Below are 13,622 nucleotides of genomic sequence, written 5' to 3' on the forward strand. Positions count from 1 at the left end.
TTCGGGGCGTTTCATTTCTCTTTCATCCTCGCACCCTCTCGAATCCGTGTCAAATTGACTCGAATCTCTGAAAAGTGGAGAAATGTCGCCGGACCACGCCGGCTCCATAAGATTAGCAGCGCCTCGGAGTGCTCAAGCCGCCCTCGCCCGCCCCGGCAGGCCACAAAACGATCACGGCCGACCATAGACTCCCCACGTGAGCAGCAATCCGCCTGTGGCGAAGAAGATCCCGGCAGAGCGCGTCCATCACGGCGACACCGTGATCGACGAGTACGCGTGGCTGGCCGGCAAGGACGACCCCGACACGATCTCCTACCTGGAGGCCGAGAACGCCTACCTGGAGCAGGAGACCTCTCACCTGACGGAACTGCGCGACCAGCTGTTCCAGGAGATCAAGAACCGCACCCAGGAGACCGACCTGACGGTGCCGAGCCGCAAGGGCGCGTGGTGGTACTTCACCCGCACCGAGGAGGGCAAGCAGTACGCGGTGTCGTGCCGGGTGCCCGCGGACAGCGAGACGCCTCCCGACATCACCCCCGGCGAACGCCTGGAGAACGAGCAGATCATCGTCGACGGCAACGAGCTGGCCGGTGACAGCCCGTTCTTCGCCATGGGCACCAGCTCGGTGTCGCCCGACGGCACGATGCTGGCCTACTCGACCGACTACAGCGGCGGCGAGCGGTTCACCCTGCGGTTCAAGGACCTGCGGACCGGCGAACTGCTGCCCGACGAGATCGCGGGCATCTTCTACGGCGGCGCCTGGTCGGCCGACGGCTCGACGTTCTTCTACACCCGGGTGGACTCCGCCTGGCGGCCCTACCAGGTCTACCGGCACACCCTGGGCACGGGCGAGGACACGCTCGTCTACCAGGAGGACGACGAGCGGTTCTGGGTGGGCATCGGGCTGACCAGGAGCGAGCGCTACCTGGTGCTGGGAGCCGGCAGCAAGATCACCAGCGAGGTGCGCCTCCTGGACGCGACCACGCCGTCCGGCGAGTTCCGGCTGGTGCGGCCCAGGAAGACCGGCGTCGAGTACGGCGTCGAGCACGCCGGCGACTTCTTCTACGTGCTGCACAACGAGAACGCGCGCAACTTCGAGCTGGCCACCGCGCCGCTCGACGACCCGGGCGCGTGGACGCCGCTGATCCCGCACCGCGACGACACCCGCCTGCTGGAGATCGAGGCGTTCGCCGGGCAAGCAGTGCTCCACTTCCGCCGTGACGGGCTGACCGGCCTGCGCGTGCTGCCGCACAACGGCGAGCCTCCGTACGAGATCGAGTTCCCTGAGCCGCTGTACGACGTGTCGCCGGCGGGGAACCCGGAGTTCGTGACGAACCGGCTCAGGCTGGGCTACACCAGCATGGTCACCCCGCCCAGCGTCTACGACTACGACCTGGCAAGCAGGGACCTGATCCTGTTGAAGCGGCGGCCGGTGCTCGGCGGCTACGATCCGGACGACTACGAGCAGTTCCGCGAGTGGGCGACGGCCGAGGACGGCACCAAGGTCCCGATCTCGATCGTCAAGCGCAAGGACTGCACGCTCCCGGCGCCGACGGTGCTCTACGGCTACGGCAGCTACGAGACGTCGATCGACCCGTCGTTCTCGGTGCCGCGGCTGTCGATCCTCGACCGGGGGTTCGTGTTCTCCGTGGCGCACGTACGCGGCGGCGGCGAGATGGGTCGTCAGTGGTACGAGGACGGCAAGCTCACCAGGAAGAAGAACACGTTCACCGATTTCGTGGCGGCGGTCCGGCACATGAAGCGGTCGGGCTGGAGCTCGAAGGTGATCGCCCGCGGCGGCTCGGCGGGCGGGCTGCTCATGGGCGCGGCGGTGAACCTGGCGCCGGAGGAGTTCGCGGGCGTGGTGGCCGAGGTGCCGTTCGTGGACGCGCTCAACACCATCCTCGACCCGTCGCTGCCGCTGACCGTGATCGAGTGGGACGAATGGGGCGACCCGCTGCACAATCCCGAGGTGTACGCCTACATGAAGGGTTACACGCCGTACGAGAACGTGGACGGCAGGACGTACCCGCCCATTCTCGCGATCACCAGCCTGAACGACACCCGGGTGCTCTACCACGAGCCGGCCAAGTGGATCGCGCGGCTGCGCGCGACCGCCGCAGGGGGGCCGTTCCTGCTGAAGACGGAGATGGGCGCGGGCCACGGCGGGCGCAGCGGGCGCTACGACGCCTGGCGGGAGGAGGCGTTCGCGCTCGCGTGGATGATCGAGAGGGGCACCGCGTGACCTATCCGGCCGACCCGGCGCGCTACGAGCGGCAGCCGTACAACCGCAGCGGGCGCAGCGGGCTCAAGCTGCCGGCGGTGTCGCTGGGGCTCTGGCACAACTTCGGCGACGACCGCCCCCTGGCCACCTCGCGGGCGATCCTGCGGCGCGCCTTCGACCTCGGGGTGACGCACTTCGACCTGGCCAACAACTACGGCGTGCCGGGCGGGTCCGCGGAGCGGAACTTCGGCCAGATCTTCCGGCAGGACTTCGCGCCGTACCGGGACGAGCTGATCATCTCGACCAAGGCCGGCTATGACATGTGGCCCGGCCCGTACGGCGAGTGGGGCTCGCGCAAGTACCTGCTGGCCAGCCTGGACCAGTCGCTGGCGCGGATGGGCCTGGAGTACGTCGACGTCTTCTACAGTCACCGGCCGGATCCCGACACGCCGCTGGAGGAGACGATGGGGGCGCTGGACCGGGCGGTGCGCTCGGGCAAGGCGCTGTACGCGGGCATCTCCAACTACTCGGCGGAGAAGACCGCGCAGGCGGCCAGGATCATGCGGGAGCTGGGCACGCCGCTCCTCATCCACCAGCCGTCCTACTCGATGATCAACAGGTGGATCGAGGGCGGGCTGCTGGACGTGCTGGAGGAGGCGGGCATGGGCTGCATCGTGTACTCGCCGCTGGCGCAGGGCCTGCTGACCGACCGCTACCTGAAGGGCGTCCCGGCGGACTCGCGGGCGGCCACCAGCCGGTTCCTCAGTGCCGACCGGATCGACACCGAGCTGGCCGGCCGGCTGAACGAGCTGGCCGCGGAGCGGGGTCAGACGCTGGCCCAGATGGCGCTGTCGTGGACGCTCAGGGACTCGCGGGTGACGAGCGTGCTGATCGGCGCGAGCAGCGTCAGGCAGCTGGAGGACAACGTGGCGTGCGTCGAGGGCCCGGCGTTCACCGAGGACGAGCTGGCGGCCGTCGACGCGATCACAGCGCCTCGTGCCGCTGAAGGTAGGTGAACGACGCCCATCCGGGGAGGACCGGCAGCCAGAACGTGAGCAGCCGGTAGAGGAGCACCGCCGAGGTGGCCAGCTCGGCGGGCACCCCGGCGACGGTGAGGCCGAGCGTGAGTGAGGCCTCGACCGCGCCCAGGCCGCCGGGCGTGGGCGCGGCCGAGCCGATGGCGTTGGCCGTGAGGTAGACGACCGCGACGGTGGTGAAGCCGATCTGCCAGTTGAAGGCGTGCACGCACGCGTACAGGCAGAGCACGAACGTGAGCGTGATCATGAGTGTGCCGATCGAGCCCTCGATCAGCTTGCGCGGCGACTGGAGCACGTCCAGCAGCCGCGGCAGCACGTTGGAGAACAGCCGCCGCATCCGCCGGGTCACCAGCCTGCGCAGCGGCGGCACCCCCAGCAGCACCACGACGAGCAGGGCGACGGCGAGCAGCACCACCACCAGGCCGCGTGACGGGGTGAAGGTGCTGGCGGTGTTGGAGCCGGTGATGTAGGCGAACAGCAGCAGCAGCGCGATGTGGAAGGCGAACATGACGAGCTGCGAGGCGCCGACGCTGGCCACCGCCAGGGCCGGCGCGATGCCGCGCTTTTGCAGGTAGCGGGTGTTGATGGCGACGCCGCCGACGGCGGCGGGGGCGACCAGCTTCACGAACGAGGCCGCGAACTGCACGAGCGTGGTCCGCCACAGCGGCAGCGCGTCGGGCACGAAGCCTCTCAGCATGAGCGCGGCGGCCACGAAGCTGACGAACGAGGCGCCCAGCGCCAGCACCGACCAGGCCCAGTTGGCCTGGACCACCACATCGACCAGGTTGACCCGGCTGAGCTGGGAGAGCAGGAAGTAGGCGGCGAGCGCGCTGGCGATGATGGTGACCAGGGTGCGCGGCCGGAACCGCTCCAGCCGGATCTCCTCGACCGTCACCTCGGGTTCGAGTGCGACGATCTGCTCGCGGATGGCGCCGAGGAGGTTCTTGTCCTTGGCCAGGGCCGAACGGGTCTCGCGGGTCAGCGCGATGCGCTGCAGCAGCGGCATGGCGGCGGCCAGCGACTCCGTCCCGATGACCGCGTTGGCCGTGCGGACCGAGCGCTCCGGGCCGACGCGCAGCGCCAGGTAGACCAGGAGCTGGGCGATGTCGAGGCGGAGCAGCAGGTCGCCGGCGGCGATCTCGCCGCTGCGGGCGTCGGTGAGCACGACCCGGCCGGCCTGGTCGAGGTGGATGCCCTCGCCGGTGAGCCGCCGATGCGCGAGCCGCTGGATCTGCAGCAGCGACACCTGCTCCCAGATCTGGTGGAGGAGATCGTCGTCGATCTCCTCGCTGGGCACCTCGTCGAGCGGCCTGGTGTCGATGTGCTCGTAGGCGAGCAGCGCGGCCTCGGTGCCGATCTCGCTGGTGCCGAGCAGCCGCGGCGTGCTGGCTCCCGCCGCCTGCGCGGCGTAGGCCATCAGGGCCTCGCGTTCCAGCTCGGCGCGGAGCGAGCGGATGGCTTTTCGCCTGGTCTCGGTGCTGAGCCGGAAGCGCCGCCACAGCCGGTACGGCAGGCCCGCCACCTGGCGGTCGCGGTCGAGGACGGTGACGTCGATCCTGGCGCCGTCGGCGAGCCCGACGGTGTAGCGGCGGCTGCCCTGGGTGTCGTCCTCGATGCGGCGGGCCGACACCGGCTTGAACGACAGCTTGCGCAGCGCCGCGAGCACCGCGCTCCCCGGCGGCCTGGTGTTGGGGCTGCCGATGCCGTACAGGGTGGCGAAGCCGATGGCCATGCCGACCAGGACGGTGACGATGGCGCCCGGCAGCGTGATCTGCCTGCCGGAGTAGAGGGCGAGGATGTAGAGGGCGATCACCGTCCACATGAGCGCCCGCCACGTGGGCCTGCGTGAGACGCGGACCGCGGTGGTGTAGGCGAGGACGGACGTGAGCAGCGTGTTGAGCGGCTCGATGTCGCGGCCGCCGGTGAGCAGCTGGCTGAGGTCGTCGGCGTTGCCCGCGATCAGCCACTGGCCGATCAGGAACGCGCCGACCATGCCGATGATGGCGGCGATCAGGCCCTCGGCGACGCGCAGGCCGTCACGGTGGAAGACCCGCTCCACGGCGAAGGCGACCGGGACGATCAGCACGGCGGCGCCGCCGATGAACGTGGCGACCCGGCTGAGCAGCGGGACCAGGGTGGTGCCCTCGGTGACGTCCCGTTCCAGCCCGTACAGGGTCTGCTTGGCGACCAGGGCCAGCAGGATCACCGCGCCCAGCGCGACCAGCGTGACGAGCAGGCGCAGCAGGTCGGACGGGCGGCGCAGGCGCTGCGGCAGCAGCGGCTCCACCACGTGCACGTGGGGCTCGGCGCGCGCCTGTGGCGCGGGCGGGTTCCCGTGAGAGGGTCCCTCCGCGTCCTCGTCTTTTTTGATTTCGACCACCGACAGCGATTCTGCACCTTCCACGCGAGAGCGCGCGTTCCTGCGGCCCTAGTGTCCGAATCGTCACGTGAACGTGCCTACCGGGTTGGGAGCCTCTTGCCTCTAGGCTTTGACTCATGCCAGGTGATGTGAGGGTACTGGGCGCCTGTCCGCTCGATTGTCCTGACACGTGTTCCTGGGTGGTCACCGTGCGCGACGGCGAGGCCGTCTCCATGCGCGGCAATCCGGACCATCCTTACACCCGTGGCGCGCTCTGCGTAAAGGTCAACCGCTATCTGGAGCATTCCCGGTCCGCCGACCGCATCCTGTACCCGCTGCGGCGGGTGGGCCCGAAGGGGTCCGGGCGGTTCGAGCGCATCAGCTGGGACGAGGCGCTGGAGGAGATCTCCGTACGGCTGCGCGGCATCGTCGAGGAGCACGGCGGCCAGGCGATCTGGCCCTACCTCGGCACCGGGTCGCTCGGTTACCTGCAGGGCTGCGAGGGCGTGGCGGGACGGCGGTTCTGGAACATGCTGGGCGCGTCCCGGCACTGGCTGAACATCTGCTCGACCGCCGGCAACACCGGGCTGAGGCTGACCAACGGCACCCCCGGCGGCATGGACCCGGAGAACTTCGCGCTGGCCGGGCTGATCCTGCTGTGGGGCACGAACACCCTCACCAGCGGCCACCACCTGTGGAAGTTCATCCAGGACGCGCGCGCCGACGGCGCGTACGTGGTGGCCGTCGACCCGATCCGCACCCGTACGGCCGACCAGGCGGACGAGCATCTGGCGATCCGCCCCGGCACCGACGCGGCGCTCGCTCTCGGCCTGCTGCACGTGGTGCTGGCCGAGGGCGCCCAGGACGAGGAGTTCCTGGCCGCGCACACCGAGGGCTGGGAGGACTTCCGGGCGGAGATCCTGGAGTGTCCGCCGGAGCGGGCGGCGCGGATCACCGGCATCCCGGCCGAGGCCATCCACAGGCTGGGGACGAGGCTGGCTCACACCCGGCCCACCGCGATCCGCGCCACCATGGGCATCCAGCGGCACGCGGGCGGCGGCACCGCCCTGCGCACGATCGCCTCGATCCCCGCCGTGACCGGCGACTGGCGCCACCCCGGCGGCGGCGTGGCGTACTCGACCAGCGGCCACGTGCACCTCGCCGTCGACACCCGCGACGACCTGCTGCCCGGACCGGTCCGCACGCTCACCATGACCCGGCTCGGCTCGGAGCTGGCCGACCCGGACTCAGTCAAGTGCCTGTGGGTCTACGCGGCCAACCCGGCGGGCTCGACCTCCGACGGCAACGCGGTGCGGGCGGGCCTGGCCCGCGAGGACCTGTTCACGGTGGTCATGGAGCAGTTCCCGACCGACACCGTCGACTACGCCGACATCGTGCTGCCCGCCACCATGCAGACCGAGCACGTCGACCTGCACGCCGGTTACGGGCATCTCTACCTTTTGTGGAACGAGCCCGCCACGGCTCCGCCCGGCGAGTGCCTGTCGACGACCGAGACGTTCCGGCGGCTGGCCGCGCACCTGGGGATGACCGAGCCGTCGCTGTTCGCCTCGGACCTGGAGCTGGCCGAGGAGCTGCTGTCGAGCGGTCACCCGTCGCTGGAGGGCGTCACACTCGATCGGCTGCGCAAGGAGGGCTGGGCGCGGATGAACTATCCCACGCCCTTCGCCCCGTTCGCCGAGGGCTTCCCCACCGGCTCCGGGCGGATGCGCTTCCCGCCGCGGGGCAAGGCGTACGTGCCGCCGCGCTCCTCCCTGACCGACGACGGGCTGGTGCTGATCACCCCGGCGGCGCACACGTTTCTCAACACCACGTTCGGCAACAATCCCGAGCTGCTGCGGCGGGCCAAGGACCCGGTGGTGCTGGTCAACCCGGCGGACGCGGCGGCACGCGGGCTGACGGACGGGCAGCGGGTGCGGGTGCGCAACGCCGTCGGCGAGTTCCTGGCCGACGTGGAGGTCAGCGACCGGGTGGCTCCCGGCGTGGTGGCCTCGCCCAAGGGCCGCTGGCCCAAGCTCAGCCCCGGCGGCGCGAACGCCAACGCGGTGGTCGAGGAGCGCGACGCCGACCTGGGCAGGGGCGCGGTCTACCACGACAACCGGGTGGAGCTCATCCCTTGTGCCGATCCAGGAACGCGACAATACCCGGGGGGCACATGACCTCAACGCTGGGATTCGCGATCCTCGCCGTGTTGGCCCGCGGCGAGCGCACCGGGTACGACATCGCCGCCTCCATGCGCCGGCCGGTGTCCTACTTCTGGACGGCCGGCCACAGCCAGATCCACGCCGAGCTGCAGAAGCTGCTGGCCGCCGAGCTGGTGACGTACGAGAAGGAGGCCGGCCCCGGGCCGCAGGACAAGAAGATCTACCGCCTGACCGGCGACGGCACCGCCGCGCTGCGCGCGTGGATCACCGAGCCGCCGCGCGAGCGGCCCGAACGCGACGAACTGGTGCTCAAGACGTACGCCGCGGGGCTCGCCGACCCGGCGGCGCTGCGCCGGCTCTTCGCCGACCAGCTCGCCCGGCACGAGGCGCGCCTGGTCGAGTACGCGCGGGAGGAGGAGGCCATCGGCGGGCCGCCCGCGTTCGGCGACCCGCGCTGGGGCAACTACGCGGCGCTGCGCTGCGGGCTCGGGTACGAGCGTCACCGGGCCGAGTGGTGCAGGTGGATGCTCGATCAGCTCAACGCGAGCTTGTAGCCCTCGTGGGAGGCGGTGAAGCCGAGCGAGTCGTAGAAGCGGTGCGCGTCGGCGCGCGACTTGTCGGAGGTGAGCTGCACCATCACGCACCCGCGGGCGCGCGCCCGGTCGATCCCCCACCGGATCATCCTGCGGCCCAGGCCCTGCCCGCGGGCCGAGGCGGCGACCCTGACCGCCTCGATCTGGCAGCGTTCGGCGCCCAGCCGTGACAGCCCGGCCAGGTAGCTCAGCTGCATCGTGCCGATCACCTTGCCGTCGCGCTCGGCGACGATCAGCTCGTCGTACGGGTCGGCGTCGATCCGCTCGAACGCCGCCAGGTAGCGCGGGTCGCCGGGGTCACCCTCGCGCCGGGCCCCCAGCGGGTCGTCGGCCAGCATCGCCACGATCGCGGGCAGGTCGTCCCTGCGGGCGGCGCGGAAGAGCAGCGACAGCAGGTAGTGGGACTCCGGGATGTCCGGGTTCGACGGCAGGCCCATGGTCCTGCCGCTGGGCGTGAACCCCTTGCCCGTGTAGAGCGCGCGGGCGGCCGCGTTGTGGTCGGCGCACCACAGCTCGACCTCCTCCACGCCGGCCTGCCGGGCCCGCTCCACCGCCGCGTCAACCAGCCGCGAGCCGACGCCGCGGTTCCTGGCCTCCGGCGCCACCCACATGGCCAGCAGATGGGCTCTGCCCTCCTCGATCCGCACGCAGACCAGCCCCACGTCGCGGCCCTCCCGCACGGCCACCCGCCACCAGGACCCGGTCAGCCGCTCGGTCCAGGTCTCGGGAGTGAACCGGCTCTCCCGCTCGTACGAGGACCCGAACGCGTCCGGTGTGTCCCGCAACGCCCGCAACCGGACCGTCTTGAGCCGCTCCCACTCGTCCGGGCCGAACCGCTCGATCATGACTTCATCCATGGGCCGCATCTTCCCAGGAACTTCGTACCAGGGTCGAAATCAGGTGCATCCCCGATGTGGGCAAGGGACGCGTCCAGGCACGCTGAGGACATGAACGAAATCACGCGACGCGATGAAGTCTCCCTGGCAGGCGCGGCGCTGCGGGGGGCCCCGTGGAAGGCCGCCGCCATCGGCGGCGGCGCGGTGGCCGCGGCCGGCCTCGGCGTCGGGCTGATCACCGGGGGCGGCGATCTCAGCTGGGCGCTCGGCCTCGGCGTCGCCCTGTTCACCTTGATCGCCGCGATCGGGGCGGTGGCCAAGCCGCACGAGGGCGACCGCGTGACCCGGCAGGCGCGGCAGTGGGGGCTGCGGCACCCGTGGAAGTTCGCGCTGATGCCGGCCGGCCTCTCCGCGGTGCTCGACTATCCGGTGCAGCTCATCTTCGACGGCGAGGGCGTGTTCGGCGCCGGCTTCGACGCCCTCTGGCACGGCCTGCTGGTGTACGTCATCGCGGGCATCCTGACCCTGACCGTGAAGGGCCGCGCCGTGACCCGATGACCGCTCACGCCTCGCGCTCGGCCTGGCTGCGGCACACGCAGAACTCGTTGCCCTCCGGGTCGAGCATCGTGACCCAGCCCTTGCCGCCGGCGGCGCGGTGGTCGGCGTGCAGCCTCGCGCCGAGCCCGAGCAGCCGCTCGACCTCCTGCTCGCGGGTGCTCCCGGGGGTGGCGCTGACGTCGAGGTGCAGCCGGTTCTTCACCGACTTGCCCTCCGGGACGCGGATGAACAGCAGGAACGGGTAGCGCTCCGTGCGCAGCATCACCTCCTCGTCACCCGGCTTGTCGCCTTCGCCGAGCGGCAGGCCGAGCGCCTGGCCCCACCACGTGGCGAGGGTGTACGGATCGGCGCAGTCGACGGTCACGCACTGGATCTCGATCATCCGTCCACCCAATCGCGGCGCGGGCGAGGGCGTCAAACGGGCCGGTCCCACCAGATGGTGACCCAGCGGTCGCGGGGCAGCGGCCACATGCCGAGTTCCAGCGCCGTCCGCCCGACCTCCTGGGCCCGGGACGGGTCCAGGCAGAGGCGGTGGCAGGCGCTGGCCGCCAGCTCCTCCAGCGAGCCGAACCGCTCCAGCGGGGACTCCCGCTCCTCGACGTGGACGTCGAAGCCGAGCGCGGCGGCCAGCGCCACGCAGTCCTCGGCGATGGGCCGCACCGGCCGCACGAGGTCGTGGAAGTGCTCCCACAGCGGCGAGAGCCAGCTCATCGGGTGACGGTTGGGCAGCTCCAGCACCACCCGGCCGCGGCTGCGCGCGGCCAGGGCGAGCAGGAAGCGGTCGAGGTCGGGCACGTTGTAGACCACGTGGGCGGCGACGGCCACGTCGACCTCGGGCACTCCCTCGGCCACGTCGGGCCAGCGGCCCGTGACCGTGGTGACGGGCACGCCCAGCTTGTCGGCGCGGGCCGCCAGCTCCTCCAGCATCTCGCCCGAGGTGTCGACCGCGTACAGGTGACCGATCCGCGCGTGCAGGGGCAGGGACGCGGCCCCGGGGCCGGAGCCGACGTCCAGCAGCGCGCCTCCGCCGGGCAGCGCCTCGGCCGTCCGGGCCAGTGTGGGGCCCTCGTCGGGCTCGGCCAGCGCCTGGTCGGTCCGGGCGGTGAAGCGCGCCAGCGGATAGGACCAGGGGTCGGCCGGCGCGGCGGCCAGAATCTTCTCCGGGATGGCCCAGGATTCCAGGCGCTCCCGCCAGAGCGCGGCGAGCTCTTCGGCGTCCATGGAGTCGAGCATGCCATGCATGGCAGTGGTTACCCGCGGGTAGCATTCCCGGTAAGGTTACTGGCCAGTACATGACGCACCGGGTTCAAGGAGAGCTGCACCCATGGGCCACTACAAGAGCAACCTGCGTGACCTCGAATTCAACCTCTTCGAAGTCTTCGGGCGACGCGAGATCCTCGGCAGCGGTCCCTACGCGGAGATCGACGAGGACATCGCACGCGGCCTCCTGGAAGAAGTCAACCGGCTGTCCACCACGGTGCTGGCCGACTCGTTCGAGGAGAGCGACCGCCACCCGCCCGTGTTCGATCCCGCCACCGGGTCGGTGACCCTGCCCGACAGCTTCAAGAAGTCGTACCAGGCCATGATCGACGGCGGCTGGGCCCACCTCGACCTGCCGCAGGACCTGGGCGGCCCCGGCGTCCCGCGCAGCCTCGCCTGGGCGACGGCCGAGCTGGTGCTCGGCGCCAACCCGGCGGTCTACATGTACGCGGCCGGCCCCAGCTTCGCCTACACGCTGTGGAAGCTCGGCACCCCCGAGCAGAAGCGCTTCGCCGAAATGGCCATCGAGCGCAACTGGGGCGCCACCATGGTGCTCACCGAGCCCGACGCGGGCTCCGACGTCGGCGCCGGCCGCGCCAAGGCCGTCCAGCAGCCTGACGGCACCTGGCACATCGAGGGCGTCAAGCGCTTCATCACCAGCGCCGAGCAGGACATGACGGAGAACATCTTCCACCTGGTCCTGGCCAGGCCCGAAGGCCACGGGCCCGGCACCAAGGGGCTGTCGATGTTCCTGGTGCCGAAGTACCACGTCGACCTGGAGACCGGCGAGCTCGGCGAGCGCAACGGCGCGTACGTGACCAACGTCGAGAAGAAGATGGGCCTGAAGGTCTCCACGACCTGCGAGCTCACCTTCGGCGAGAAGCACCCGGCGATCGGCTGGCTGGTCGGCGACGTGCACGAGGGCATCAAGCAGATGTTCATGGTCATCGAGCACGCCCGCATGATGGTCGGCACCAAGGCCATCGCGACCCTGTCCACCGGCTACCTCAACGCCCTGGAGTACGCCAGGACCCGCGTGCAGGGCGCCGACCTGACCCGTCAGGCCGACAAGACGGCCCCCCGGGTCACCGTCATCCACCACCCGGACGTGCGCCGCGAGCTGATGCTGCAGAAGGCGTACGCCGAGGGCATGCGGGCGCTCGTGCTCTACACGGCCACCTTCCAGGACGCCGTGCAGATGGACCCGGACGACCGGCACGCGCAGGAGATGAACGACCTGCTGCTGCCCATCGTCAAGGGCGTCGGCTCCGAGCGCTCGTACGAGATGCTGTCGCGCTCGCTGCAGACCCTGGGCGGCTCCGGCTACCTCCAGGACTACCCGATCGAGCAGTACATCAGGGACGCGAAGATCGACTCCCTGTACGAGGGCACGACCGCCATCCAGGGCCTGGACCTGTTCTTCCGCAAGATCCTGCGCAACCAGGGCTCCGCCATCGGCAAGCTGATCGCCGAGATCAACGCGTTCGCCGCCTCCGAGGCGGGCAACGGCCGGCTCAAGGAGGAGCGCAAGCTGCTCGTCGAGGCCGCGGCCGAGGTCAAGGCCATGGGCGACACCATGGCGGCCTGGGCGATCGGCTCGATGGACAAGCCGGAGGAGGTCTACAAGGTCGGCCTGAACACCACCAGGTTCCTGCTCGCGCTGGGCGACCTGGTGATCGGCTGGCTGCTGCTGCGCCAGGCCGAGGTCGCCCTGGCCAAGCTGGCGGACGGCGAGGACCCGTTCTACCAGGGCAAGGTGGCCGCGGCCGGGTTCTTCGCCCAGACCGTGCTGCCGCGCCTGGCCGCCGAGCGGCGCATCCTCGACGCCACCGGCCTGCAGGTCATGGAGCTGCCGGAGGACGCCTTCTAGCGGACCCGGACGCCCGCCCTGGACGCCCGTTCCGTACGCGGAGCGGGCGTCCGGCGTTCTCAGGCACGGTAGTGATCGTCCATACTCGGGTATGACCGTGGGCGTACGGACTGTTTGCCAGTGGAGGCCGTCATGGGTGTCGGGGTCAGCATCTTCTTCCTCACGCTCGGCGCCATCCTGAGGTTCGCGATCGAGCCCGACGTGTTCGGCGACAGCGTCCACATGGACGTCATCGGTCTCATCTTCATGATCGTGGGCGGGGTGGGCGTCGTGCTGAGCCTCGTGCTGGCGCCCAGGCGCGGCAGCACCTCCGAGAACCGGCTGATGCACCGCGAGAACAACCCGCCCGAGGTCTAACAGGCGTACTGCACGGCGGCGCGGCTCGCCAGGATCGGCCTGATGTGGTCGGCGATCACCGCCTGGTGCGCCGGATGGTCGCGATAGGCCGTGTAGGCGTCCTCGTCGTCGAAGTCGGCCACGACCGCGAAGTCGTGGTTGCCGGTGTTGATGCCGGCGTCGGGGCCGAACGCGTAGGAGCGGATCTGCGGGATCTGACCGGGAAGCGCGCTCAGCCCGGCCGCGACCGCGGCCTTCTGCTCCTCGGTGGCCTCGGGCGACCAGGTGAAAAGCACCACGTGACGAATCATGGCCGCACCCTATCGACCTGATCAGGCCCGGTCCGCCGCGGCCCTGGCGGACGACCGCGGCGGGGGGGGGGGGGGG

General features: G+C 70.7%; 12 protein-coding genes. 7 read left to right on the plus strand and 5 right to left on the minus strand.

Going from position 1 to position 13,622, the window contains the following annotated elements:
* Positions 1-196: 196 nt before the first annotated feature.
* Positions 197-2,245 (plus strand): S9 family peptidase, encoded by a 2,049-nt coding sequence (locus tag OUY22_RS31485; RefSeq protein WP_270158886.1) that lies wholly within the window; start codon positions 197-199, stop codon positions 2,243-2,245.
* A complete protein-coding gene (mgrA, locus tag OUY22_RS31490) occupies positions 2,242-3,240 on the plus strand; it encodes an L-glyceraldehyde 3-phosphate reductase (protein WP_270158887.1) in 999 nt (332 codons plus the stop codon). The genes OUY22_RS31485 and mgrA overlap by 4 nt, the downstream gene beginning before the upstream one ends.
* On the opposite strand, the gene OUY22_RS31495 is transcribed toward mgrA, so the two are convergent.
* Positions 3,209-5,641: a lysylphosphatidylglycerol synthase transmembrane domain-containing protein gene (locus OUY22_RS31495; RefSeq protein ID WP_270158888.1), complete on the minus strand. Its 2,433-nt coding sequence runs from the start codon at positions 5,639-5,641 to the stop codon at positions 3,209-3,211. The genes mgrA and OUY22_RS31495 overlap by 32 nt on opposite strands.
* Before the next feature lie 116 nt (positions 5,642-5,757).
* Between OUY22_RS31495 and OUY22_RS31500 the strand changes: the two genes are divergently transcribed.
* Together OUY22_RS31500 and OUY22_RS31505 are read left to right on the plus strand one after the other, a co-directional pair.
* Positions 5,758-7,797, plus strand: coding sequence for a molybdopterin-containing oxidoreductase family protein (locus OUY22_RS31500; RefSeq protein WP_270158889.1), 2,040 nt, complete (start codon positions 5,758-5,760; stop codon positions 7,795-7,797).
* Positions 7,794-8,336, plus strand: a complete 543-nt coding sequence (locus OUY22_RS31505; RefSeq protein ID WP_270158890.1) for a PadR family transcriptional regulator — start codon at positions 7,794-7,796, stop codon at positions 8,334-8,336. Before OUY22_RS31500 ends, OUY22_RS31505 begins: the two co-directional genes overlap by 4 nt.
* On the opposite strand, the gene OUY22_RS36975 is transcribed toward OUY22_RS31505, so the two are convergent.
* Positions 8,315-9,232, minus strand: coding sequence for a GNAT family N-acetyltransferase (locus OUY22_RS36975; RefSeq protein ID WP_408638229.1), 918 nt, complete (start codon positions 9,230-9,232; stop codon positions 8,315-8,317). The two genes, OUY22_RS31505 and OUY22_RS36975, sit on opposite strands and share 22 nt — an antisense overlap.
* A gap of 90 nt (positions 9,233-9,322) precedes the next feature.
* On the opposite strand from OUY22_RS36975, the gene OUY22_RS31520 reads away from it, so the two are divergent.
* Complete coding sequence (locus tag OUY22_RS31520) at positions 9,323-9,769, plus strand: hypothetical protein (protein WP_270158891.1); 447 nt, start codon at positions 9,323-9,325, stop codon at positions 9,767-9,769.
* Positions 9,770-9,773: 4 nt separating this feature from the next.
* Here the strand turns inward: OUY22_RS31520 and OUY22_RS31525 are convergent, their stop codons facing one another.
* Both OUY22_RS31525 and OUY22_RS31530 read right to left on the minus strand, forming a co-directional pair.
* A complete protein-coding gene (locus OUY22_RS31525) occupies positions 9,774-10,151 on the minus strand; it encodes a VOC family protein (RefSeq protein ID WP_270158892.1) in 378 nt (125 codons plus the stop codon).
* A 32-nt stretch (positions 10,152-10,183) separates the two neighbouring features.
* Positions 10,184-11,002: a class I SAM-dependent methyltransferase gene (locus OUY22_RS31530; protein WP_270158893.1), complete on the minus strand. Its 819-nt coding sequence runs from the start codon at positions 11,000-11,002 to the stop codon at positions 10,184-10,186.
* A 91-nt stretch (positions 11,003-11,093) separates the two neighbouring features.
* Here OUY22_RS31530 and OUY22_RS31535 point away from each other — a divergent pair, with 91 nt between their 5' ends.
* Positions 11,094-12,899 carry an acyl-CoA dehydrogenase gene (locus tag OUY22_RS31535; protein WP_270158894.1) on the plus strand — a complete coding sequence of 602 codons (1,806 nt, stop codon included), beginning with the start codon at positions 11,094-11,096 and terminating at the stop codon, positions 12,897-12,899.
* A 132-nt stretch (positions 12,900-13,031) separates the two neighbouring features.
* A complete protein-coding gene (locus tag OUY22_RS31540; RefSeq protein WP_270158895.1) occupies positions 13,032-13,256 on the plus strand; it encodes a hypothetical protein in 225 nt (74 codons plus the stop codon).
* Here OUY22_RS31540 and OUY22_RS31545 read toward each other — a convergent pair.
* Complete coding sequence (locus tag OUY22_RS31545) at positions 13,253-13,534, minus strand: Dabb family protein (RefSeq protein WP_408638230.1); 282 nt, start codon at positions 13,532-13,534, stop codon at positions 13,253-13,255. The genes OUY22_RS31540 and OUY22_RS31545 overlap by 4 nt on opposite strands.
* Between the last annotated feature and the right edge of the window lie 88 nt (positions 13,535-13,622).

Source organism: Nonomuraea corallina, assembly GCF_027620315.1.
Lineage (GTDB): Bacteria > Actinomycetota > Actinomycetes > Streptosporangiales > Streptosporangiaceae > Nonomuraea > Nonomuraea corallina.

Coding starts and splice junctions, on each gene's coding strand:
- OUY22_RS31505 (WP_270158890.1), top strand. CDS start 7,794: ATGACCTCAACGCTGGGATTCGCGATCCTCGCCGTGTTGGCCCGCGGC.
- OUY22_RS31525 (WP_270158892.1), bottom strand. CDS start 10,151: ATGATCGAGATCCAGTGCGTGACCGTCGACTGCGCCGATCCGTACACC.
- OUY22_RS31530 (WP_270158893.1), bottom strand. CDS start 11,002: ATGCTCGACTCCATGGACGCCGAAGAGCTCGCCGCGCTCTGGCGGGAG.
- OUY22_RS31540 (WP_270158895.1), top strand. CDS start 13,032: ATGGGTGTCGGGGTCAGCATCTTCTTCCTCACGCTCGGCGCCATCCTG.
- OUY22_RS36975 (WP_408638229.1), bottom strand. CDS start 9,232: ATGGATGAAGTCATGATCGAGCGGTTCGGCCCGGACGAGTGGGAGCGG.
- OUY22_RS31520 (WP_270158891.1), top strand. CDS start 9,323: ATGAACGAAATCACGCGACGCGATGAAGTCTCCCTGGCAGGCGCGGCG.
- OUY22_RS31535 (WP_270158894.1), top strand. CDS start 11,094: ATGGGCCACTACAAGAGCAACCTGCGTGACCTCGAATTCAACCTCTTC.
- OUY22_RS31500 (WP_270158889.1), top strand. CDS start 5,758: ATGCCAGGTGATGTGAGGGTACTGGGCGCCTGTCCGCTCGATTGTCCT.